Here is a 25089-nt window from a genome sequence, read left to right on the forward strand (position 1 = left end):
TCCGAATTAAGCGCTGTGTTGTTTAATGAGTTCGATAAAGTGGTCAAATAGTGGTGCCGCGTCTTCTGGACCTGGGCTCGCCTCTGGGTGACCTTGGAAGCTAAACGCTGGTTTGTCTGTACGGTGAATACCTTGCAGTGAACCATCAAATAGCGATACGTGAGTTGCACGTAGATTCTCAGGCAGTGTTGCTTCATCTGCAGCAAAACCGTGGTTCTGAGAAGTGATCATGACAACGTTGCGGTCTAGGTCTTTAACTGGGTGGTTAGCACCGTGGTGACCAAACTTCATCTTCACTGTTTGTGCGCCAGAAGCAAGAGCTAGGATTTGGTGTCCAAGACAGATGCCGAAAATTGGCAGACCTTTATCTAGGAATACTTTTGTTGCTTCAATCGCGTAAGTACATGGTTCTGGGTCACCAGGGCCATTTGATAAGAAAACACCATCTGGGTTAAGCGCCAATACTTCTTCTGCTGATGTTTCAGCAGGAACAACCGTTAAGCGGCAGCCGCGGTCAACAAGCATGCGCAGGATGTTTCGTTTTGCACCGAAGTCGTAGGCAACAACGTGATATGGCAATTCGCTGTCGTCTTTTGCTTCAGGAAGGCCACCCTCGAGCGTCCACGAACCCTGTTTCCATTGATACGCTTCTTTTGTTGTAACTTCTTTCGCAAGATCCATACCTTTTAGGCCAGGGAATTCTTTCGCTTTAGCCAGAGCTAGAGCCTCGTCGATATTGTTGCCTGCTAAGATACAACCGTTTTGAGCACCTTTCTCACGCAGAATTCGCGTAAGCTTACGCGTATCGATATCAGCAATGCCGACGATATTTTGCGATTTAAGGTAGTCAGAGAGGGATTGTTCGTTACGGAAGTTAGAAGCGATAAGAGGGAGATCGCGAATCACAAGGCCTTGAGCGTGGATTGAAGAAGATTCTTCGTCTTCGGAATTGGTTCCGGTATTGCCAATGTGAGGGTAAGTAAGAGTAACAATTTGTTGAGAATAGGAAGGATCAGTGAGGATTTCTTGGTACCCCGTCATCGAGGTGTTAAAAACGACTTCACCGACAGCAGAACCATCTGCGCCAATGGATTCACCGTGGAATACTGTCCCATCTTCTAGGACTAGCAGTGCTGACTTACTCAAGACAACCTCCGGAATAAAAATGCATTAAAATTGATTTAATTTGCAAATCTACCTTCCTGCAACACTCAAAAGTGCGTGTTTATGGAAATTAGACAAATTGGCGGTATTCTAATGACACTGGTCACAACTGTCAATACAGGCCTAAAAATAAATTTAGCATTTAGGGCAGTTAAAGCAAAAAACCATTTTAGACCTCCAAAAACCTACGTTTAGTTGCTCTTTCATGGGGAGATGATTAATGATTTGTGATTTCTATAGTTTGAAGATAATTTGAGATCACAGTTTTGTCCCCAAAAATTACGCAAACGTTGCACCACTCAACTTCACACCAACTTTTAACCACAACAGACAAAAAACACACCCAAGACCATAAAAACAACAATAAACTCAGGGTGAATATTAAGGTGTTGCACTGCTAGCACCCTAACCACTAACGACAAAAAACAAAAAGCGCCGGGCAAGCCCAGCGCATAATTATCTATTTATAAATCACAGCCAATTTCTAGCATTTAAGAAACTAAGCTAATAGCAGTTGTTATAGGTCATTGAGTCCCAACACATCTGTCATTGTGTAAAAGCCTGCAGGCTTCTGTTTTAGCCACACCGCAGCTTTAACCGCACCGTTGGCAAAAGTCATACGATCTGTTGCCTTATGGGTGATTTCAACGCGCTCACCGATGTCAGCAAACATAGCAGTATGCTCACCGATGATATCCCCAGCTCGAATCGTGGCGAAGCCAATTTCATCTTTGGTACGTTCACCAGTAATGCCCTCACGAGCATACACAGCAACATCACTGAGTTGATTACCCATTGCGCCGGCAATCGCCTCTCCCATACCAATTGCTGTACCTGAAGGAGCGTCTACTTTATGACGGTGGTGCGCTTCAACGATTTCGACATCACAGTAATCGCCCATTACTTTGGCGGCTTTTTCTAGCAGCTTAAATACCAGGTTCACACCGACTGAGTAGTTCGGTGCCATAACTACAGGCACTTGTTTGGCGATTTCATCGATCTTAGCTCGCTCTTCATCAGAAAAGCCCGTTGTACCAATCACAATGCTTTTGCCATGCTGACGGCACAGCTCTAGGTTAGCAAGCGTGCTCACTGGTGCGGTGAAATCAATGATCACATCGAACTGCTCAATTTGTTTGGCAAGATCATCCGTGACAACAACATCAAATTTACCTTCACCACACAGCTCACCCAAATCAACACCGACGAGTGACGACTCTGGGCGTTCAGATCCTGCTGCGACTGCTGCATTTTCATTGTTGTACGTTGCTTTGACTAGGTTGCGCCCCATACGGCCCGCTGCACCTGCAACTGCAATTCTTACCATTGCGCTGTTCTCCATTCTTTTCTAATCTGCGTCTTCGCAGTTATTCCAATCTGTCTCAATAAACTATCAACAATCGTCATCAGTGGCTAGAGCCTAAGCAAACTCTTTTATCACTCGCTCTAAAATCGGCACATTCGCTTCAGGGAAGGCATAATCAGCAAGATTCTCAACCGCGACCCACTCGCCTTGCTGACCTTCTTTGCCATAAGGTTGACCTTCAAATTGAGTCACCAAGATGAAATCAAACTTCAATGATTTATCTGGATAATCAAACTCCAGATGTTCAAACAACTGCTGCTCAGTAGTGGTAATACCGATCTCTTCTTCTAATTCACGTACCATCGCTTGCTCGATAGTTTCCCCCTGCTCTACTTTGCCACCAGGGAACTCCCAAAAACCACCTTTGTGCTTATCATCTGGGCGCTTAGTGATAAAAACTTGTGACTTATCTTGATTGAAGATGATTGCTGCTACGATGTGAATTCTTTTCATAAGATAATGTTCCTAAATAAAACGCTTAGATAATCTAGTCAGTGTCATCCTCAAGCAAGGAGGAACGACTGAGTTGGGGATCTCATACCACAACAATCCAAAGCCAAATCATCATGCGATGATTCCCTACTACGCTCATTCTTCGCTATAGGGAATGACGACTTTTCTTCTTATATCGAGATAACTAATTAAATTCGCATATAAAAAGAGCCGCCTAAGCGACTCTTCAATATTTATATAGCGATGCCTAATCAGTTAATCTGACCGTGACACTGCTTGTATTTTTTACCACTACCACATGGGCAAGGCTCGTTACGGCCAACTTTACGCTCTTCACGTACCATTGGCTGATGTGCGTCATCAGACTCTTCACGGTCAGAAAGTGGGTTTTCCGCTGCTGCATGCTGAGCTTGAGCACGACGTGCTGCTTCTTCAGCTTGAGCTTGACGCTGAGCTTCCATACGCTCAACTTCTTCTTGCTGTTGAACGCGCACCTTAGACAGGATAGTGATCACATCTGATTTCAGTGCATCAAGAAGACCTTCAAATAGTTCAAACGACTCACGCTTGTACTCTTGTTTCGGGTTCTTCTGTGCATAGCCACGTAGGTGGATACCCTGACGTAAGTGATCCATTGCCGCCAAGTGCTCTTTCCAAAGCGTATCTAGCGTTTGCAGCATCACTGACTTTTCGAAGTTACGCAGTACTTGCTCGCCAACTACGGTCTCTTTCTCTTTGTAAACAGCTACTGCTGTTTCAAGAATCTTTTCACGTAGCGCTTCTTCGTATAGCTTGTCGTCTTCTTCAAGCCACTGTTTAACTGGCGCATCAATATCGAAGTCATTCTTCAGACGATCTTGTAGACCTTCTACGTCCCACATATCTTCTAGAGATTGTGGTGGGATGTATTCATCAATTACAGCCGTCAGAACATCTGCACGGTTGTGTTCGATCATCTCACTGATGTCTTCAGCGCTCATTAACTCATCGCGCAGCTCGTAAACCACTTTACGTTGATCGTTAGCAACATCATCGTATTCAAGTAGCTGTTTACGAATATCGAAGTTACGACCTTCCACTTTACGTTGCGCTTTTTCGATTGAGCGAGATAGCATCTTAGATTCAATCGCTTCACCTTCTTCCATACCACTCTGGATTAGGCTCGCCATACGATCAGAAGTGAAGATACGTAGTAGTGAATCTTCCATCGATAGGTAGAAACGTGAAGAACCGGCATCACCCTGACGACCAGAACGACCACGTAGCTGGTTATCGATACGACGAGATTCGTGACGCTCAGTACCAATGATGTGTAGACCACCCGCTTCAAGCACTGCGTCGTGTACTTTCTTCCACTCTGCTTTGATTTCTGCAATTTGTTCTGGCGTAGGATCAGCTAATGCTTCAACCTTCGACTGCCAACTACCGCCTAACACGATATCGGTACCACGACCGGCCATGTTAGTTGCGATAGTCACCGCGCCTGGAGTACCTGCTCCGGCAACGATTTCTGCTTCTTTTTCGTGGAACTTAGCGTTAAGTACGTTGTGTTTAATTTTCGCTTTCTTCAGGGCATTTGAAAGAAGCTCAGATTTTTCGATAGACACGGTACCAACAAGGCTCGGCTGACCTTTTGCAACGCGCTCTTTGATATCTTCGATAATTGCGTTGAACTTGTCTGTTTCAGTACGATAAACCATATCTGGCATATCATCACGAATCATCGGCTTGTTCGTTGGAATAACCACCGTTTCTAGGCCGTAGATAGACTGGAACTCAAACGCTTCAGTATCTGCAGTACCTGTCATACCAGACAGTTTTTCGTATAAACGGAAGAAGTTCTGGAAAGTGATAGACGCTAGCGTCTGGTTCTCGTTCTGAATCTTAACGCCTTCTTTCGCCTCTACCGCTTGGTGAAGACCTTCAGACCAACGACGACCTGGCATCGTACGGCCAGTATGTTCATCAACGATAACCACTTCGCCATCTTCGTTAACGATATAGTCGACGTTCTTTTCAAATAGAACATGAGCACGAAGTGCCGCATTCACGTGGTGTAACAGACTAATGTTGGTTGGTGAATAAAGCGTATCACCTTCTTCCATCAGACCGTTTTTGATCATCAACTCTTCAACAAACTCTTGACCTGTTTCAGTCAGGTGAACTTGTTTAGATTTTTCATCGACAGTGTAGTGACCGTCGCCACGGTACTCTTCAGAATCTTCTTGGTCTTGCTTTTGTAGATGAGGAATCAAAGTATTGATTCGCGTGTATAGCTCAGAGCTATCCTCAGCAGGGCCTGAAATGATCAGTGGGGTACGTGCTTCATCGATTAGGATCGAGTCAACCTCATCGACGATAGCAAAGTAACGTTCACGCTGTACGCGGTCTTCCGCACGGAAAGCCATGTTGTCACGTAGGTAGTCAAAACCAAACTCGTTGTTTGTACCGTAAAGAATGTCCGCTTGGTACGCTTCTTTCTTTTCTTGAGGAGGCATGTTTGGCACGTTAATACCAACCGTCATACCTAAGAATTCGAATAGAATGCGGTTGGTTTCCGCATCACGCTTAGCTAGGTAGTCGTTCACGGTTACTACGTGAACCGCTCCTTTAAGCGCATTTAGGTAAGCTGGTAGCGTTGCAGTCAGTGTTTTACCTTCACCGGTACGCATTTCAGCAATTTGACCTGCGTTTAGTACCATGCCGCCGATAAGCTGCACGTCAAAGTGGCGCATGCCGTAAACACGCTTCGATGCTTCACGTACCGTCGCAAATGCTTCTGGCAGTAGCTTATCTAGCGTTTCACCTTGCTCTAAGCGCTGACGGAACTCGACCGTTTTAGCTTTCAATTCTTCATCAGAAAGTGCTTCAAAGGTCGGCTCGTAGTTATTAATTTCTTTTACAATCTTTCTCAGGCGGCGCAGTGTTCGGTCATTGCGACTGCCAAGTACCTTTGTCAGTAGCTTAGTTATCATTTGCTATGAATCTCTCTTTATTCAGATCGGGCCCGATCTACTTTTAATGCCTTCAGTCTCTAACAGTTTTGAACTAAGAATACTGAGATAAATCACTTTCCTCAGATATTGTGATGAGAACTATAGATTTCAAGGCTTGTGTGACTTTAAGTGGCGCTTAGTTTATGAAATTTTATCTCTAACGACCAATAACATCGTTATTTGTTTGAACCACTCTTTATTTTTTGTCGTTATATGAAGGAAGTTTACTCACATTATCGTTTTTTTGATGTCAGAGATTTCCCTATCTTCCCTGCATGTCATTCACTAGAATAGAAGTGTCCGTTTTATTTGAGGCAGATTATGAGAGACCACCGCCCGACTCTTGGTGATGACATTATTGCTGATTCGAGATTATCTCAACTTCAGCAACACGCTAAAGAGATCATGATGATCAACAGTGAATTAAAAGCGATCTTGCCGCGCGGAACGGAACAACATTGCCGAGTGGCAAACATACGTGATGGTCAATTGATCCTTGAAGTGGCAAGTGCCAGCATCAAAATGAAGATCGATTATGAGCGTTTAAATATCTTAAGCCAATTAAGATCAAAAGGCTTCGCCCGTTTGATCGCTGTCTCTATTCAGATCAATCCCGAACTATATCGAGTAGTAAAAGACAAAGCTGAGCCAAGTAAACCACGAGATCCTATTTCACAAACGGCAGCTCAGTATTTAGAGATGATTGCGTCAGGCGCTTCGCCAAAGGTGAAAGCCCGCTTAGAGAGTTTAGCTAAATTGGCGAAAAAACCTGACTAGCCCGATTCTACAGACATAAAAAAGCCAGACTTTCGTCTGGCTTTTTTCTAATTCTTGTTACGCTAAAACCATGCTTGGTTCAGCGAAAGCAACCGGAGATGTTGCTTCTTCTTCGAAGGTAACCCATTCCCAAGCTTCTTGATCAGCGAGTACTGAGCGAAGCAATTGGTTATTTAGGCCGTGACCCGATTTGAATGCACGGAATTCGCCGATGATTGGATAACCACACATGTAAAGATCACCAATCGCATCTAACACTTTGTGAGTTACGAATTCGTTTTCGAAACGTAGGCCTTCTTCGTTTAAGATGCGGTACTCATCTAAAACAATCGCGTTATCAAAGCTACCACCTAACACTAGGTTTTGTGACTGTAGATATTCGATATCACGCATGAAACCGAAAGTACGCGCACGTGAAATTTCTTTAACAAACCCTTGAGATGAGAAGTCGAACAGTAAGTGCTGTTCATCTGCATCGATCGCGGGGTGGTTAAACTCAATTTCGAAATCCATACGGAAACCGTTGAATGGTACAAACTCAGCCCACTTATCGCCATCTTCAAAGCGCACTGGCTTTTTGATACGAATAAAGCGCTTCGGTGAGTTTTGCTCTTCAATACCCGCTTGTTGTAGTAAGAATACAAATGGGCTGGCACTACCATCCATAATTGGAATTTCTGGTGCGTCAACTTCAACAACAATGTTGTCAATACCCATACCTGCAAGCGCAGCATTAAGGTGCTCTACCGTAGAGATACGCACACCAGCGTCGTTAACTAGTGCTGTACACAGCATAGTGTCACGAACAGATTCAGGGTCTGCAGGGAAATCTACCGGTGGATTTACGTCAGTACGACGGTACACGATACCTGTGTTTGCAGCTGCTGGGCGAAGAGTAAGCGTGACTTTACGACCAGAGTGGAGACCCACACCAGTTGTTTTCACCATTTCTTTCAGAGTACGTTGTCTGATCATCTGCTTGCCTCAGTAAATATGCTACAAATCACGGTCAATAAGCGATATTGACCGTGCATGCTACCACAAAATCGAACAGTGTCAAATTGTAGTGTTTTTAGTCAGCTTGACGACGTAAGAACGCTGGAATATCTAAGTAGCCTTCTTTCTCAGGTTTTGGTGCTGCACTTTGGCCTGCGCCTGAACCAGATGGTGTTGTCGTTGGCTGAGGAGTAACCTGAGGTTTCTCTTGCAAAGTTGGTGCCGGCTTCTCTTCCACTTTATTGACAGTCTGCGCTGCAGGTGCTGTCTGTGGTTGAGTTTGAGGCTGAGCAACTGGTGCTACTTTTGCCTTGCCGCCCGCAACTAGAGTAATGTCAGGTTTCTTCTCGTTACCAATACCTGTGGCTACAACTGTAACGCGGATTTCATCAGCCATATCTGGATCTAATGAAGTACCAATTACCACTGTTGCGTTGTCTGATGCGAATGCTTTAACTGTGTTACCAACAGTTTCAAACTCATCTAGACGCATATCTAGGCCAGCTGTGATGTTCACAAGCACACCACGTGCACCGGCAAGATCGATATCTTCTAGAAGTGGGCTTGAGATTGCCATCTCTGCCGCTTCTTCCGCACGATCTTCGCCTTTAGCAACGCCACTACCCATCATCGCATGACCCATTTCCGACATTACAGTCCGTACGTCCGCAAAGTCGACGTTAATCATGCCTGGGCGAGTAATCAGTTCCGCAATACCTTGTACCGCGTTCTTCAATACGTCATTCGCACTAGCAAAGGCTTCTAGTAGAGTAATTCCACGGCCAAGTACTTTAAGCAGCTTTTCATTTGGAATCGTAATTAGCGAGTCCACATGCTTAGAAAGCTCTTCAATACCTTGCTCAGCAAAAGCTAAACGCTTTTTACCTTCAAAGCTAAATGGCTTAGTTACTACAGCAACAGTCAGAATACCGAGTTCTTTCGCTACTTCTGCAATTACCGGAGCTGCACCTGTACCTGTACCACCGCCCATACCAGCTGCGATAAATACCATATCGGCACCGTTGAGCTCTTCTTTAATACGATCTCGATCTTCGAGAGCTGCGTCACGTCCTACTTGAGGGTTCGCACCAGCACCTAGACCTTTAGTCATATCACCGCCAATCTGAATAACACTATTCACACTGGTTTTACGAAGTGCCTGAGCATCAGTGTTAATACTAATAAACTCAACACCTTCGATGGACTCACGCACCATGTGTTCAACGGCGTTACCACCACCGCCACCAACTCCAACGACTTTGATTACCGCGTCGTCAGACATTTCCATCATCGGTTCAAACATGTGTTATCTCCGTTTTTCCTGCTGCTCAGGTTAAAACTCTTTTTGTATCCAATTACGCACGCGATCAAATAAACTTGTTACTGAAGGACGAGAAGGCTCGTTGTATTCAGTATCATCACTTATCTGGGCATCTCTTGCATAATGAAGTAGACCAACAGCCGTCGAATGATACGGCTCTTTTACGTAATCTGTTAAGCCGCTTACCTCTAGAGGTTTGCCAACTCTAACTTGGTTGCGGAATACTCGTTCCGCACATTCTACCACACCGTCAATTTGTGCCGCTCCACCAGTGAGCACCACACCTGCCGCTAGGTGGTGTTTGATACCTTCCTCGCGCAGTTTTTCTTGAACGTTGTCGATAGTCTGGTTAACTAGTCCCATGAGCTCAGTATAACGTGGCTCAATTACTTCAGACAGAGTCTGCCTTTGTAAACTGCGTGATGGACGACCACCAACGCTTGGAACATTAACCGTGTCATCTTTACTGACTAGCTCACTAAGAGCACAGCCATATTTCACTTTAATTTCTTCCGCATCGCTCACTGGCGTACCGAAAGCAAAAGCGATATCACTGGTCACAGCGTTACCCGCGTACGAGAACACCTCAGTATGACGTAGTGCGCCACCAGTCCAAATAGACACGTCCATTGTACCAGCACCGATATCAACTACACATACGCCCAGTTCACGCTCGTCTTCTGTAATAACCGCATTACTTGCCGCTAATCCAGAATAAACAAGGTGCTCAACTTTAAGGCCGCAGCGTTCTACTGCCTTAATGATATTTCGTGCCATATCGTTATGACAAGAAATAAGGTGAACACTAACTTCCATTCGCACTCCTGATAAACCTAGCGGGTTTTTGATCCCTTCTTGGTAATCAATCGTAAATTCCTGAGGAATTACGTGGAGAATGCGTTGCTCGTCACCAATTTTAATCGATTTTGCCGTATGAATAGCACGGTCCATATCCTCTTGAGACACTTCCTCATCAGATATCGTTCCCATGCCTTTTTCAATACGGCTGGCAATGTGTCGCCCTGAAAGCGAAATGAACACATTACTGATCTGGCACTCAGCCATCAGTTCTGCCTGGTCGACAGCACGCTGAACCGATTTCACTACCGATTCAAGGTCATTTACACCACCTTTGTCCATCCCGCGGGAAGGACTGCTGCCTGCGCCAATAATATTGATTTGACCATCAGGCAATACTTCGCCTACCAGAGCTGATACGGTAGCAGTGCCTATATCAAGACCAACAATAATGTTGTCATCAGCGGTCTTAGTCATCTGTATTCTCTTGTTCTAACTCTTGCTCAGGGAACCATCCAATAGAGGCTCCCGTATCATACCTGAGGTCAATGTAGCTAACCCTTTCAGCGTCGCTACCCAAATTCTTGTAAAGCGAGATAAAGCGCTCAATGCGCTCTTCTAAAGATTCTTTACCTAGTTCTAAGCGAATTCCGTTATCCAGAATAATTTGCCAAGCCCTACGCTCATTGAGAACCAGAGAAGTTATCGTTAAATGCAGAGCTTCAAACTTTGGACTAATATCTCGCCATACTTGCAGTACTTCACTACTTGTATCAAGCGGTCCGTATAGTTTTACACGATCTTCATCCAGTTGACCGATATCACCGTCGAAAACTTGACCGAAATCGTTCAACAGAGCATTTCCATTCCAGATTGCTTCTGCGTGATGTTCTGTCAAAACAACTTTCACGGTATCAGGCCACTGTTTACGAATTGAGGCATGAGAAACCCAAGGGATTGATTCTGCCATACTTTGCAGTACGTTAATGTCCTGAGACATGAATGTTCCGACATGCTCTAACTGAGCAAACGCTCGTTGAACGTCTCGCGCGGTAACATAATGCAGTTCGCCCTGAAGTACGATTTTTGATAGCGGAAGACGTTGGTCATCCCACATCCAAGAAACCGTCGAGTAGAGGAGAGAGCCTATTAACAACAAGACCACTAGCAAGAAACTGCCTCCGAGGGCATGTTGTTTCACTAGTGGCGCAGAGGTTAAACGACGGCCTTCATTAAAAGCACTTTTAATCAAAGTCCATAGTCCTTGCTATTAGCTCGCTTATCTTTCCCTAACCCAATTCGTATATAGAGACTAAAGCACCTACTTTAACCTTCGGATTATACTGGGGTCAAAGAAAGTATCAAACATTGAAAGTGAGAAATTGCTACTTTAAATGTAATAAGTGCAGCAAATACTTAAAATTCGATGTTTTTGATTAAGCTTGGCTCATCTTATCGATATTTAACTCAAAAGCAGCGAGTTGTTTAGCGACTTTACCAACATCACCAGCGCCTTGAGTTAGTACTAAGTCACCATCTTGTAAAACATTAGCGAGAACTGCAGGTAACGCCTTGCTTTCCGGTACAAAAATCGGATCCAGCTTACCACGACTGCGAATAGTCCTACATAATGCTCGCCCATCAGCACCAGCGATCGGTTTTTCACCTGCAGAATATACATCTAGCATGATCAATACGTCGACTTGCTCAAGTACGTTGGCAAAATCATCGTAGAGATCGCGTGTACGGCTATAACGGTGAGGTTGGAAAATCATTACTAAACGCTTATCCTCCCAGCCATTTCGTGCTGCCTGAATCGTCACATCAACCTCAGTTGGGTGATGACCATAATCGTCCACCAGCATCGCTTGACCATTACCCGTATCAAACTCACCAAGGTGGTCAAAACGGCGCCCCGTTCCTTGCGTACCTGCCATCGCACTCAAGATTGCTTCATCGGCAATGTCATCTTCTGTCGCTACCGCAATGGCTGCTGAGGCGTTCAATGCGTTGTGACGACCAGGAATATTAAGCGTGATGTCGAGGTCTGCCTTACCTTGTCGAATCACGGTAAACTTACCTTGTTGGCCATCTTGACGGTAATTTGCAATACGTACATCTGCATCATCAGAGAAACCATAGGTGATCACCTGACGGCTAATCTTTGGAATTAATTCGCGAACAACAGGATCATCAACACAAACAATCGCTTGACCATAAAAAGGTAAGTTGTGCAGAAAATCGATAAAAGTCTGCTTAAGCGTCTCAAAGTCACCACCGTACGTGTCCATATGGTCCGCTTCGATATTGGTGACAATACTTACCATTGGCTGAAGGTGAAGAAATGAAGCGTCGCTTTCATCCGCCTCTGCGATCAAGATTCGGCTAGAGCCTAAGCGCGCATTAGTACCGGCACTTTTAACCAAACCACCGTTGACGAAAGTTGGATCTAGGCCTGCTTCTGAATAAATTTGAGTAACCAAAGCGGTTGTTGTGGTTTTACCGTGAGTACCTGCAACGGCAATACCGTGGCGGAACCTCATCAGTTCAGCCAACATTTCTGCACGACGAACAACTGGAATGCGCGCAGAACGGGCGGCAATGATTTCAGGGTTCTCTTCATTGATCGCCGTCGATACCACGACCACACTCGCTTTAGCGACATTTTCTTCAGCATGGCCGATGTAGATGGTCGCACCTTTGTCGGCAAGTCGCTCAGTCACTGGGTTCTCAGCAATATCAGAGCCTGAGATTTGGTACCCTTCGTTGAGTAGCACTTCGGCAATGCCACTCATGCCTGCACCACCAATACCAATGAAGTGAATGCATTTAACTCGGCGCATCTCAGGCACCATCGCTCGAATTTGAGCTAAATTTTGAGTATGTTGAACTGTCATGAATCTTCTCGTTATTTCGTCAATGCGATAATGGCTTCGGCTACCACTTTATCTGCATCTAACTTCGCAGCCGCTTTCGCTTTCGTTGCCATGGTCATTAGGGTTTCACGATCCATAGTCTGAATCTCAGAAACCAACTTATCCACGGTCAGCTCCGGCTGCTCTATCATTTTTGCTGCACCGCACTCAACCAAATGGTCAGCGTTCAGTGCTTGTTGTCTGTCTTTGTGCATAAATGGGATAAAAATAGCCCCAACACCTGCCGCTGATACCTCTGACACCGTCAAAGCACCTGAGCGACATACCAGTAAATCAGCCCATGTGTACGCTTCTGCAACATCATCAATAAACTCTGTTACTTGCGCATTACTCACTTGATGCTGCTGATACGCTCGCTCAACGTCTTGTTGGCTATTCTTACCCGCTTGATGGCGAATCTCATACCCTTCACCCAATTTGGCCATCGCCTCTGGTAGAGTCTGATTAAGGATGCGAGCGCCTTGGCTTCCGCCCATCACTAGGATGCGAATGTTTCCATTGCGCTGCGCCATTCTCTGCTGAGGAGCGTCAATCGCGACTACATCTTCACGCACTGGGTTGCCCACCACTGGTGCGGTTGGGAAAGCGCCAGGGAAGGCCTGAAAAACCTTCTTCGCTATCTTTGATAGCCACTGGTTGGTTAACCCTGCCACCGCATTTTGCTCATGCAGTACCACTGGGATACCCAGTAACCAAGCAGCAATTCCGCCCGGTCCACTGACATAACCACCCATGCCAAGCACAGCATCAGGTTGCCAGCGTTTCATGTGCGCCTTAGCTTGCAGAATAGCGTTAATGATTTGAAATGGTGCTTTAATTAGCCGGCCAATACCTTGACCTCGTAGACCTTTTACTTTGATAAAGTCGATTTCAATACCATGTTTAGGTACTAAATCTGCTTCCATACGATCCGCGGTTCCTAACCAGCGAATCTCCCAACCTTGTGATTGTAACTGTTTAGCAACTGCAAGCCCGGGGAAAACGTGACCGCCGGTACCACCCGCCATCACCATTAATTTTTTATTCTTTTTCATCATTTTCTAACTGTTGTTCATGCTTAGCTGCAGCGACCAAGCGACACTCATGATCGATGCGCAGTAGGATAGAGACCGCTACTGCCATGACGATCAAGCTCGAACCACCATAGCTGATCAGTGGTAAAGTCAGACCTTTCGTTGGCACCATTCCGGCTGCCGCCCCGACATTGACCAATGTTTGGAAAGCAAACCAAATACCAATACCAAAGGCGAGATAGCCACCAAATAGCTGCTCATTGTCGAACGCCTTCCGGCCAATATATATCGCTTTAAGCACCAAACTAAAAATCAGTAGCAATACTAGGACTACACCCACAAAACCGAGCTCTTCTGCCAATACGGCAAAGACAAAGTCAGTGTGCGCTTCCGGAAGGTATTCTAGCTTTTGAATCGAGTTGCCTAGACCTTGACCAAACCATTCACCGCGACCAAATGCCATCAAAGATTGCGTCAACTGATAACCACTACCAAACGGGTCTTCCCAAGGGTCAAGGAAAGAAGTCACGCGGCGCATACGGTAAGGTTCAATATAGATAAGGGTTGCCACAGACATCAAACCAACCACCATTAAGGCAAGGAATTGAGTCAGCTTTGCACCAGCAATAAATAGCATCCCAAACAAGGTCACTAACATTACCACGACCGTACCTAAGTCGGGCTGGAGAAGAAGTAAGCTTGCTAAAGTGGCAAATACGATAATCGGTTTGATAAAGCCGCCAAAGAAACTTGAGCGGACCTCTTCACTTTTACGTACAAGATAACCTGACATAAAAATAAATAGCGACAATTTCGCCACTTCGGCTGGCTGAAGGTTAAACAGGCCAAGCGGTATCCAGCGTGATGCACCGTTAACCGATTTACCCGCAACGAGCACAACAACCAGTAAACCAATCGAGATCAGCAGCAGCCACGTACTGTATTGCAGCCAGCGCTTCATCGGTACTTGCAAAATAACCGACGAGGCGATGATGGCAAGCACGAGAAAAATCGCGTGACGGAACATAAAGTGAAACGGCTGATCAGTAAGACGAGAACTGATAGGGAACGAGGCTGAAGTCACCATGACCAACCCAGTAAGCATCAAACCAAGGGATATCCATACCAACTGACGGTCATACAAAGCCTCTGGTGAGGCTGTGGTCACCCAACGCTTAATACTGCTAAAAACATCTCGAATCTGCATAGTGCCCTAACAATTAAGAGTAGATTTTTGCTAGCTCAGTGAATGCATCACCACGGGCCATAAAGTTATTGAACTGATCAAAACTGGCACAGGCTGGTGACAACAACACCATGTCACCAGATTCAACCTGAGGTGCAAGCCACTCAACAATCTCTTGCATCGAGGTAAATGACTTAGCACTAGGATGCAGTGGCACAAACTCGTTACCATCTTCACCAAAGCAGCACAACTGGACATTTAACGAACTCAACACCGGCTTGAGCTCCGAGAAATCCGCCCCTTTACCAACCCCACCGACTAGCAGGTATAATTTGCCAGCTAACTCTAACCCTGCCAGCGCCGCTAATGTACTTGCGACATTGGTTGCTTTAGAGTCATTGACCCACTTAACGCCATGATTATCAGCAACCACTTGGCATCGATGTGTCAAACCATTGTAAGATTTAAGGGCATCAAGACCGGAAGTAATATCGACGCCTGACTCTGTAAGCAGAGCCAGAACAACCAATGCATTGGCAACATTGTGTCGACCAACCAGTGAAAGCGCTTGAGTTGGGCATAACTTGCGATCGGCAATGGCTAAATACTCAACGTCCCCTTCAGTGACTAAGTGGTAACGAGTCTGCTCTACTAAGCTGAACTCAACCACATTACGGTCATCATCTGGGTAAGTTTGTGTATCATCGGCATTCACCACGCAAGTTTTTGCCTGTTGGAAAATACGCAATTTCGCCTGACGGTAATCACTCATCCCGTCATAGCGATCCATATGGTCTTCTGAGAGGTTTAAAAACGTCGCTGCGGCAGGCTTTAATGACGAGGTAGTTTCAAGCTGGAAGCTTGAGAGCTCAAGCACATACAAGTCAGCGTCAAGCTGAAGAAGATCAAGTGCAGGCACGCCAATATTGCCGCCGACACCAACCTTCAGGCCGGATGCTTTAGCCACACAGCCAGTCCAATCAGTAACGGTACTTTTGCCATTTGAGCCAGTAATCGCAATGACAGGTTTATCGACCTGCCAAGCAAATAACTCAATATCACCCACAACAGGAATACCAGCTTGGAGAACTTGTTGAATCTCTGGCGTTGCTAAAGCAATGCCGGGGTTGGCAACCACAAGGTCAGCCTCAAGCAACCAGTTGAGATTCCAACTGCCTGAGTGAAGCGCAACGTCTTCAGTTAACTCTTCGCTCCCCGGAGGACACTGACGAGTATCGATAACACGAACTTGTAGCGTTTTTGGTAGAGATTGTAAGTGTTTAACCACTGACAGACCGGTAATACCCAGCCCTACAACCACCACCTTTTCAACATTTTTCCAGCGTTCCATTGTCATGGGTGTGATTTCCTTATCGAACTTTCAGTGTTGCTAGACCAACAAGCACAAGAACAATAGAGATGATCCAGAAGCGTACAATTACACGTGGCTCTGGCCAGCCTTTTAATTCGTAATGGTGGTGAATTGGTGCCATACGGAAGATACGTTGACCACGCAATTTATAAGAACCCACCTGTAGGATCACCGACAAGGTTTCCATAACAAAAACGCCACCCATGATCACCAGTACAAACTCTTGGCGCACTAGAACAGCAATCGTGCCCAGTGCACCACCCAGTGCTAAAGAGCCCACATCGCCCATAAATACTTGCGCTGGGTAAGTGTTAAACCATAGGAAACCTAACCCGGCCCCGACAATGGCAGTACAGACGACAACTAATTCAGATGCTTGAGGAATATATGGGATATGCAGGTAGTTCGCGAATTGAACGTTACCCGTTGCCCAAGCAATCGCGGCAAAGCCCGCTGAAACCAGTACCGTTGGCATAATAGCCAGACCATCTAAACCATCGGTCAGGTTCACCGCATTACTGGTGCCAACAATCACGAAGTAAGTGAGGACAATATAGAGCAAACCTAGCTGAGGCATGATGTCTTTGAAAAATGGCACGACAAGCTGAGTTGCAGCAGTATCTTTACCGTGAGCATACAGTGCGAATGCCACTACCAAAGCAATTGAGGATTGCCAAAAGTACTTCCAACGTGCAATTAAGCCATCGGTGTTCTTACGCACAACTTTACGGTAATCGTCGACAAAACCGACCGCACCGTAGCCCAGCAGTACCGCAAGTACCGCCCAAACATAAGGATTGGATAAATCCGTCCAAAGTAAAACCGTGGTTACAATCGCGGTTAGGATCATGATCCCGCCCATGGTTGGGGTGCCGCGTTTGCTAAAATGGGACTCTGGTCCTTCGTTACGAACTACCTGACCAATTTGCAGTAACTGCAGACGACGGATCATAATCGGTCCCATCCACAACGAGATACCAAGTGCAGTTAAAACACTGACAATCGCTCGAAAAGATAGGTATTCGAATAAACGGAAGAATGAAAAATATGGCTGTAGCAGCTCCGCGAGCCAAATAATCATGTGTACATCTCCTTGACAGCAGCGGCAACTTTGCTCATTCCAGCACTATTCGCCCCTTTAACCAATAAGGTTTGAGGCTCTAGGTGCTGTTCTATCTGCTGTTTAATAAAATCAATCATGCTCTGATGGTCTTCAAAATGACGACCACCACACTCTTCACTGATCGCTTTCGCGTCAGCGCCAAATGTAAGCACATATTCAAATTTGAATGGGGCAGCATGTTGTCCGACTTGACGGTGAAGTGCAAGACTTTCATCGCCTAACTCAGCCATATTACCTAAAATTAACCAACGCACGCCTTTAAAGCCTGCAAGTAAATCTGCGGCAGCCTTCATCGCAGGAACGCTGGCATTGTAGCTGTCATCAATTAACTTAATTTGCTGATTAAGTTCGATCAGTTCAACTCGCCCCTTCACTTTATTGAGTGAAGCAAGGCCCGATTGAATCATCTCTAGGCTTGCTCCTAGCTCTAACGCTAAAGCGGTAGCCGCAAGTGCATTGGCTACATTATGTTGGCCAATGATGCCGAGCGTTACTTTAATCTCACCTTGTGGCGTTTTTAGCACAAAGCTCGCTTCCCCAATCTCATTCAGTGAGATATCCGAGGCAGTAAAATCAGCACTGGAATCTGTCAAAGAGAAAGTTTTCACTAGCTTATCTGCCAGAACTTCTTGCCAGTAGTCACCACCATTACTATCTAGGTTAACAATCGCAACTGAGCCTGCTTTTAGGCCTTGGTAGATTTCACCTTTAGCCTGTTTCACCCCATCCATCGAGCCAAAGCCTTCTAGGTGAGCAGCCGCTACGTTGTTAACCAAAGCAACATCAGGTTGAACCAATCGAGTAGTATAGGCGATTTCACCAATATGGTTGGCACCCAACTCAATAACCGCAACGTCATCTTCAGGTGTAGAGCGCAATAGAGTTAGCGGTACGCCAATCTCGTTGTTAAAGTTGCCAGCAGTAAATAGCACCTGGCCTTTTTGTTCCATGATGCTTGCGATCATCTCTTTAACCGTGGTTTTGCCACAGCTACCGGTGATCGCCACGGTTGGAGTCAAACATGTCTGATGAACTAAAGCACCTAATTGACCAAGCGCCAATTTGGTATCTTTAACCACAAGCTGCGGCACATCGCCACTGACAGGCTTACTGACTAACAGTGCACCAGCACCTGAATCAACAGCTTGGTGAGTAAAGTGGTGCGCATCAAATCGTTCGCCAACTAGTGCGACAAACAGAGCACCTTGCTCAATGTTACGCGTATCCGTTGAGACTGAATTGATCACCCTATCATTGCCGATAAGCTCGGCATCTAATGCTTCAGCAATTTGGCTTAACATTAATGAAATCATGCTTGTTGCTCCAGCAGTTGTATCGCAGACTCACGATCTGAGTAATGAATCGTTTCGTGCGCCATTACTTGGTAGTCTTCATGCCCTTTACCCGCCAATAAGATAATGTCATCTGCATGGCTATTGGCTAGGGCGAATTGAAGTGCGTCGAAACGGCTGTGTTCAACAACGGCAGTATCGGGTTGGTTCATACCAACAAGCATATCTTTAACGATCTCAGCTGGCGACTCACTACGTGGGTTATCGTCAGTTAAAATCACTCGATCAGCTAAACGTTCACCGATTGCAGCCATCATTGGGCGCTTACCTGTATCACGATCGCCACCACAACCAAAAATAGCCCACAATTGTCCTTGGCAATGAACTCGCAATGCATTAAGTGCTTTCTCAAGCGCATCCGGTGTATGTGCGTAGTCGACCACGACTTTGGCTTTGTTCTCTGCAGTAAAGAGTTCCATACGGCCCAAGACTGGCTTCAAAGAGCTCGCTGTCTCGAGCAGCAGTTGCTTATCGATACCTAACGCCAATAAGGTCGTCATCGCGAGTAACACATTGCTGGCATTGAATTCACCGATAAGTGGCACAACGCAGTCACCCGCGCCAAACATGCCATCAATTGACAATGAAATTCCCGACTCTGAGTAGGCAACGCTTTTCGCCCACACAGCACGTTCGATTGCTGTCGGTTTGAGGGAAACAGCAATCGCGTTATCTAAACGCTCTACCCAACGACTACCCACTTGGTCATCAATATTGATGACCGCGTTGTGACAATTGTGCTCACTGAACAAACTGAACTTAGCTTCGGCGTACTCTTCCATCGTACCGTGATAATCGAGATGATCACGACTCAAGTTTGAAAAGACGCCAACAGCGAAATCGAGAGCTTTTACGCGGCCTTGAACAAGACCATGAGAAGAGACTTCCAGAGCAGTAAATTGAGCAGACTGTTGCTCTAGTTGATGCAGCGTCTGTTGAATCTCAATTGCGTTACCAGTGGTATTGGCGGCAGGTTGTAAGTCGTCTAAAAAACCATTGCCTGTCGTACCCATCACCGCGGCTTTCTTGCCAATAAGCTCGAGCCATTGGGCGATCAACTGAGTGATAGTGGTTTTGCCATTGGTACCTGTAACACCAATGATTTGGTGTTCATGTAAAGGGTATAAACGACTTGCAAGTGCAGATAGGTGAGTACCTAACTGAGCAATATAGATCACTGGAATCGTATCGATATATTCGATTGTACCAGCTAGATGTTGTTCACAGGACTCAGCGATAACTGCATTGGCACCGAGTTCTATCGCCGAGGCGATAAAACGACGTCCGTCAACAGCGTGCCCTTTAACCGCAACAAAAGTCGTTCCATTTGTCACTTTACGACTATCAAGTTCAAGGTGTTGAACAGCAATATTCGCGCTCTTATCTGCAGAGATATTCTGCCATGGAGAAAGCAACGCTGCTAAGGTCAGTTCCTTGGACATAGTAAACTCACTTAATCTTGTTTGAATCGATTTTCATCAGGCGCTACATTTAAGATCTGTAGCGTACCTTTCAATATTTCTGAAAACACAGGCCCCGCCACTGAACCACCGTAGTAGTTGTCACCTTGTGGTTCATTAACCACCACAACCAGTGCCACTCTAGGGTCACTCGCTGGGGCGACACCAGCCGTGTAAGCAAAGTACTCATCACCATAACCACCCGCAATCGCTTTACGCGAGGTACCGGTTTTCGCTGCGACTCGATAGCCAGGCACGGCGGCCTTGGTTGCGGTACCTCCGGGCTGAGTCACGGTTTCAAGCATATCAAGTACTTTACGTGCGGTATCGTGATCGATCACTTGCTTAGCTAAGTTCTGCTGATTGTTTTCGATAATGTGAATCGGTTGGTACTCGCCCAAGTTACCTAATGTCGCATAGGCATGAGCAAGTTGAAGCGGAGTTATGGTCAGACCATAGCCAAATGCAAGCGTGGCAATCTCAAATTTTGACCAGCGGCGGCGGTTAGGGAAAATACCTTGAGTTTCACCAATAAGGTTCAAACCTGACACCTCACCGAAACCTACCGAACTGTACATACCCAATAGCGCTTCCAATGGCATATCTAGCGCTAATTTTGCCACACCGATGTTACTCGACTTTTTCAAGATCGTAGTCAGGTCTGCTTTACCGACCTTGGACGTATCACGTACACGACTACCACCTATCTGCATAATGCCGTTGCCGGTATCAATGATGGTACTGTCATCGGCTACGCCATTTTCCAATGCCGCTAACACAACAAAAGGTTTAACCGTCGAGCCCGGTTCAAACGCATCGGTAATAACACGGTTACGCATTTTTGCTGACTGAAGATCGGAGCGGTTATTTGGATTATACGAAGGCGCATTAACCATCGCTAATACCGCGCCAGTTTTCACATCCAAAATCACAGCAGATCCTGAAGTGGCACGGAAGTCAGCCACTGCCTGTTTAATCGCACGATAAGCAATCGCTTGGATGCGCTGATCGATAGTCAGCTCAAGCGGTTTGCCTTCTTCTCGCTCTTCTAAAGAGATGTTTTCAACCACACGGCCATAACGGTCTTTACGAATGATACGTTTACCCGCCTCACCCGTTAACCACTTATCATAGCTACGCTCAACGCCTTCCAGACCATGACCATCAATACCTGTCACCCCAACTAAATGGGCACTAACTTCACCAGCTGGGTAGTAACGTCTTGATTCAGCTTTTAAGCCAACCCCAGCTAACTTGAGCTCTCGGATATAGTGGGCCATTGCTGGGCTAACCTGACGCTGTAGATAGATAAAACGCTTGCTCTTGTTGCGCTTAATCTTGTCGACCATGCCTTGACGTTTAAGCCCTAATACATCGGCAAGCGCGTACCAGCGATTAATATCTTCAAGGCCACCTTCTTTAAAAATAGTGGCAGGATCGGCCCATACTGCTTCAACAGGGACACTCACAGCTAAAGGCTCGCCGTTACGGTCAGAGATAATCCCTCGCGCCGAGTGCAAAGTCTTAGCGCGAATCGATCGCATATCACCCTGTTTAATCAGGTTATCAGGCTCAATAATTTGAATATAAGCAATACGACCGCACAACGCAGCAAACGCGCAGAACACAAAGAAAAGAACAAGATAGAAACGCCAACGAATAAGAGTCGCTGGCTGATCGTCTGATTTAGCTTCTGCTGGTTTTACTTTTTTGCTCATGGGAGATTAATGATGACTTCTTTGTCTGAGTCTGGACGTTTCATATCCAGTTCTTTTTTGGCAACCGCCTGAACTCGGCTATGCTCAGCCAAAGCGGTCTCTTCTAATAATAAGTTACGCCACTCGTTATCCAAACGCTCGCGCTCAACCATTGCTTGGTCTTTTTCAGTGATCGCCTGACGAGTGTGGTGAGTCGTAAATACGACCCCCATTGCACTAGCAAAAATCAGTACAAGCAATACAAGTGGTACGCGCCCAACACCGAGAAGGTCGAGCGCTATCAATTTAGCAAGGTTTGGCGATGACTTACTCATTTCTGATTAAAGTTTCTCAGCAATACGAAGAACAGAACTGCGCGATCGAGTGTTCTCTTCAACTTCTTGTTTCGATGGTTTGATTGCTTTACCGACCGGCTTTAGATTTGCACTACCAAGGGCTTTGATCTGATCTTCTGTCATTGGGATGCCGTGAGGCACTTCAGGACCTTTACTCTCTTTGCGGATAAAGCGTTTCACCATACGGTCTTCCAACGAGTGGAAACTGATCACAGATAAACGACCTTCAGGAGCTAAAATGCTCGCCGCGCCTTTTAATGCTGTATCGATCTCTTCCAGTTCACTATTGATGTAAATACGGAAAGCTTGGAAAGAACGTGTTGCTGGGTGCTTTTTCTCTTTAAAACTTTTTGGCGCAGCATCTGAAATTAACTTCGCCAATTGACCAGTGCGTGTCATTGGTTCGTTTTCTTCATTTTCACGGTAAGCGACAATAGCTTTAGCAATTCGACGGGCGTGTTTGTCTTCACCAAACTCACGAATAACCCAAGTAATGTCATCAAGGTCTGCTTCCATCAACCACTGAGAAACTGGGATACCGGATGTCGGGTCCATACGCATATCTAGTGGACCATCTTTCATAAAACTAAATCCACGCTCAGCATCATCTAGCTGGGGAGACGACACACCGAGATCCAGCAATACACCATCAACTTTACCGACAAGGTCATACTCTGCCGCATATTGTGCCATACCAGAAAAAGGGCCATGGATAATTGTAAAGCGAGGGTCATCGATTTTACCCGCTTCTGCGATCGCTTGCGGGTCACGGTCGATACTGTAAAGACGACCGTTGTCACCTAATTTAGATAGAATCGTGCGGCTATGACCACCACGACCGAATGTTCCGTCTATATAGATACCATCCGGTTTAATTGCTAAACCATCGATAGATTCATGTAAAAGTACGGATATGTGTTTAAATGCTTCGGTCATAGTTATCTCATGTAGCTGACGCATTGATGAATTCTGACTCTCCAGTGTACTGATTTAGCGGCTTATCGCCACCTCTAGCGTGAGAGAACACGTGATTTTGCGTCAAGTTTAATCGTTAGAAAATAAATTAGGTCAATTAAAAGCAAAAAACCCATCATAACAATAAAGTTACGATGGGTCTCGAATAGGTGGAGCCGACACATAAGCCGGGTTCTGTTCCGCTTGCGCGGCGGTAGCCATTCGTCTAGGCCAGCAATCACTCACTGGCTCGAGCAACCTACCCGCCTCCTTACGCGAGCAACGCAATGTGGAGGCCTATTTGGTCTTGCTTCAGGTGGAGTTTACCCTGCTACGAACTATTACTAGTCGTCCGGTGCGCTCTTACCGCACCCTTTCACCCTTACCTGTTCCCTTACGGGCCATCGGCGGTCTTCTCTCTGCTGCACTTGTCGTGGGCTTGCGCCCCCCAGGCGTTACCTGGCACCTTGCTCTATGAAGCCCGGACTTTCCTCCCCTCTGTCAGTCTCCCGAAGGACGTCAACGTCAGTCTCCTAAAAGGACCTCAACGTCAGTCTCCCGAAGGACATCAACAAAGCAGCGACTACCCAGTCAGCTCCGAGGGCGGATTGTATAGAGTTATCAGGTAAGTGTCTAGCGAGATCACAGATATGATGCAATGAGGCGGTTAAGTGGGCAAAAAGCACACAGTTAATTATCAATAAATGATCATTTTATAGAAAAACCAAGGAGTGAGTAGGGAATCTCTAATCCAAATAGAGATCCCCAGCTCGCTCGTTCCTCACTCTTGAGGATGACGATATAAAGTGACAAGTAGCGATCAAACTCGATTGTCATTTCCTCGAGCTGCTTAGTCCAAATTCTCCAATCCCCACTTGTACAGGGCGTTCTTTTTCAGATTGTAGATCTCTGCTGTCATTGCCGCGGCTTTTTTCAGTGGCAGCTCTTTGGTTAAAATAGTTAAAGTGCGCGTCACTTCCTCAGGCAAAGTATCGTCCACTTCCGCGCGATAACCATGAATCAGTAAGGCCATTTCGCCACGTTGCTGGTTGGAATCTGACTTCACCCACTCGATCAATTCGCCAAGCGGCATCCCTTGAATGGTTTCAAACGTTTTGGTTAGCTCACGAGCAAGGACGACTTCACGCTCTGCACCAAGAATCTCTAACATGTCATCCAGCGAGTCTAGAATGCGGTGAGGTGACTCGTAAAAGACACAAGTACGCTCTACCTTCGCAATTTCTAGAAACTTATCTTTACGACCTTTGCTTTTCGCAGGAAGAAAGCCTTCAAAGCTAAAGCGATCTGATGGCAAGCCTGACGCACTCAGCGCAGTGATCACCGCACATGCACCTGGCAATGGGACAACTTTGACGCCTGCTTGACGACATTGATTGACAAGATGGTATCCTGGATCACTTATTAATGGGGTCCCTGCGTCAGAAACGAGTGCAATTGAGTGCCCCGCTAACAATTTGTCGACTAGCACTTGCGCTTTTTGTTGTTCATTATGATCATGAAGAGCAAAAGTTTTAGTCTGAATACAGAAGTGAGACAACAACTTACCTGTATGTCGTGTATCTTCAGCGGCAATAAGATCGACTGTAGATAGAACTTCTATCGCTCGTTGAGTAATATCACCTAAATTGCCAATTGGCGTAGGTACGATATAGAGAGTTGGAACCTCTGTTGGTAAGGTTTTGTTATCTGTCATTTGTTTACCATCACTTCAACGATTAATATAGACACAATTTTATACGGAATTAGTA

General features: G+C 46.0%; 20 protein-coding genes and 1 other RNA gene. 1 reads left to right on the top strand and 20 read right to left on the bottom strand.

Annotation, left to right across the window (positions count from 1 at the left end; translation table 11 throughout):
* Positions 1-6 precede the first annotated feature (6 nt).
* The 4 genes from carA to secA all read right to left on the bottom strand — a co-directional run bounded on the left by carA (position 7) and on the right by secA (position 5958).
* Positions 7-1146: a glutamine-hydrolyzing carbamoyl-phosphate synthase small subunit gene (carA, locus tag VIA_RS19575; RefSeq protein WP_004415425.1), complete on the bottom strand. Its 1140-nt coding sequence runs from the start codon at positions 1144-1146 to the stop codon at positions 7-9.
* 535 nt (positions 1147-1681) lie between these two features.
* Positions 1682-2506: a 4-hydroxy-tetrahydrodipicolinate reductase gene (gene dapB, locus VIA_RS19580; RefSeq protein WP_174269816.1), complete on the bottom strand. Its 825-nt coding sequence runs from the start codon at positions 2504-2506 to the stop codon at positions 1682-1684.
* A gap of 78 nt (positions 2507-2584) precedes the next feature.
* Positions 2585-2983, bottom strand: a complete 399-nt coding sequence (gene mutT, locus VIA_RS19585; RefSeq protein WP_004415428.1) for an 8-oxo-dGTP diphosphatase MutT — start codon at positions 2981-2983, stop codon at positions 2585-2587.
* A gap of 251 nt (positions 2984-3234) precedes the next feature.
* On the bottom strand, positions 3235-5958 hold the full coding sequence (gene secA / locus VIA_RS19590; RefSeq protein WP_004415429.1) for a preprotein translocase subunit SecA: 2724 nt from the start codon (positions 5956-5958) through the stop codon (positions 3235-3237).
* Between the two features lie 342 nt (positions 5959-6300).
* Between secA and VIA_RS19595 the strand changes: the two genes are divergently transcribed.
* Positions 6301-6756: a DUF721 domain-containing protein gene (locus VIA_RS19595; RefSeq protein ID WP_004415431.1), complete on the top strand. Its 456-nt coding sequence runs from the start codon at positions 6301-6303 to the stop codon at positions 6754-6756.
* Between the two features lie 57 nt (positions 6757-6813).
* Here VIA_RS19595 and lpxC read toward each other — a convergent pair whose 3' ends face one another.
* The 16 genes from lpxC to rsmI form a co-directional block, all read right to left on the bottom strand.
* Positions 6814-7731 (bottom strand): UDP-3-O-acyl-N-acetylglucosamine deacetylase, encoded by a 918-nt coding sequence (lpxC, locus tag VIA_RS19600; protein WP_004415432.1) that lies wholly within the window; start codon positions 7729-7731, stop codon positions 6814-6816.
* Between the two features lie 97 nt (positions 7732-7828).
* Positions 7829-9055 carry a cell division protein FtsZ gene (ftsZ, locus tag VIA_RS19605; protein WP_004415434.1) on the bottom strand — a complete coding sequence of 409 codons (1227 nt, stop codon included), beginning with the start codon at positions 9053-9055 and terminating at the stop codon, positions 7829-7831.
* Between the two features lie 30 nt (positions 9056-9085).
* Positions 9086-10348, bottom strand: coding sequence for a cell division protein FtsA (ftsA, locus tag VIA_RS19610; protein WP_004415436.1), 1263 nt, complete (start codon positions 10346-10348; stop codon positions 9086-9088).
* The gene (locus VIA_RS19615) at positions 10341-11123 is read right to left on the bottom strand and encodes a cell division protein FtsQ/DivIB (protein ID WP_004415438.1); all 783 of its coding nucleotides are present in this window, start codon (positions 11121-11123) and stop codon (positions 10341-10343) included. Before VIA_RS19615 ends, ftsA begins: the two co-directional genes overlap by 8 nt.
* A 184-nt stretch (positions 11124-11307) precedes the next feature.
* Positions 11308-12768, bottom strand: a complete 1461-nt coding sequence (gene murC / locus VIA_RS19620; RefSeq protein ID WP_004415439.1) for a UDP-N-acetylmuramate--L-alanine ligase — start codon at positions 12766-12768, stop codon at positions 11308-11310.
* 11 nt (positions 12769-12779) lie between these two features.
* On the bottom strand, positions 12780-13841 hold the full coding sequence (gene murG, locus VIA_RS19625; RefSeq protein WP_038211021.1) for an undecaprenyldiphospho-muramoylpentapeptide beta-N-acetylglucosaminyltransferase: 1062 nt from the start codon (positions 13839-13841) through the stop codon (positions 12780-12782).
* Positions 13828-15027, bottom strand: coding sequence for a cell division protein FtsW (gene ftsW, locus VIA_RS19630; RefSeq protein ID WP_004415443.1), 1200 nt, complete (start codon positions 15025-15027; stop codon positions 13828-13830). Before ftsW ends, murG begins: the two co-directional genes overlap by 14 nt.
* Before the next feature lie 13 nt (positions 15028-15040).
* The gene (gene murD / locus VIA_RS19635; protein WP_174269817.1) at positions 15041-16357 is read right to left on the bottom strand and encodes a UDP-N-acetylmuramoyl-L-alanine--D-glutamate ligase; all 1317 of its coding nucleotides are present in this window, start codon (positions 16355-16357) and stop codon (positions 15041-15043) included.
* Between the two features lie 19 nt (positions 16358-16376).
* On the bottom strand, positions 16377-17459 hold the full coding sequence (gene mraY, locus VIA_RS19640) for a phospho-N-acetylmuramoyl-pentapeptide-transferase (protein WP_004415445.1): 1083 nt from the start codon (positions 17457-17459) through the stop codon (positions 16377-16379).
* A complete protein-coding gene (locus tag VIA_RS19645) occupies positions 17456-18814 on the bottom strand; it encodes a UDP-N-acetylmuramoyl-tripeptide--D-alanyl-D-alanine ligase (RefSeq protein ID WP_004415447.1) in 1359 nt (452 codons plus the stop codon). Before VIA_RS19645 ends, mraY begins: the two co-directional genes overlap by 4 nt.
* Complete coding sequence (murE, locus tag VIA_RS19650; RefSeq protein WP_004415448.1) at positions 18811-20295, bottom strand: UDP-N-acetylmuramoyl-L-alanyl-D-glutamate--2,6-diaminopimelate ligase; 1485 nt, start codon at positions 20293-20295, stop codon at positions 18811-18813. The genes VIA_RS19645 and murE overlap by 4 nt, the downstream gene beginning before the upstream one ends.
* Before the next feature lie 11 nt (positions 20296-20306).
* Positions 20307-22031, bottom strand: coding sequence for a peptidoglycan glycosyltransferase FtsI (locus tag VIA_RS19655; RefSeq protein ID WP_004415450.1), 1725 nt, complete (start codon positions 22029-22031; stop codon positions 20307-20309).
* Positions 22028-22345, bottom strand: a complete 318-nt coding sequence (ftsL, locus tag VIA_RS19660; RefSeq protein ID WP_004415452.1) for a cell division protein FtsL — start codon at positions 22343-22345, stop codon at positions 22028-22030. Before ftsL ends, VIA_RS19655 begins: the two co-directional genes overlap by 4 nt.
* Before the next feature lie 6 nt (positions 22346-22351).
* On the bottom strand, positions 22352-23302 hold the full coding sequence (gene rsmH, locus VIA_RS19665) for a 16S rRNA (cytosine(1402)-N(4))-methyltransferase RsmH (protein ID WP_004416863.1): 951 nt from the start codon (positions 23300-23302) through the stop codon (positions 22352-22354).
* A 186-nt stretch (positions 23303-23488) separates the two neighbouring features.
* An RNA gene (gene rnpB, locus VIA_RS21575) (RNase P RNA component class A) lies at positions 23489-23919 on the bottom strand.
* 251 nt (positions 23920-24170) lie between these two features.
* Positions 24171-25034, bottom strand: a complete 864-nt coding sequence (rsmI, locus tag VIA_RS19670) for a 16S rRNA (cytidine(1402)-2'-O)-methyltransferase (protein WP_004415456.1) — start codon at positions 25032-25034, stop codon at positions 24171-24173.
* Between the last annotated feature and the right edge of the window lie 55 nt (positions 25035-25089).

The organism is Vibrio orientalis CIP 102891 = ATCC 33934 (genome assembly GCF_000176235.1).
Classification (GTDB): Bacteria; Pseudomonadota; Gammaproteobacteria; order Enterobacterales; family Vibrionaceae; genus Vibrio; species Vibrio orientalis.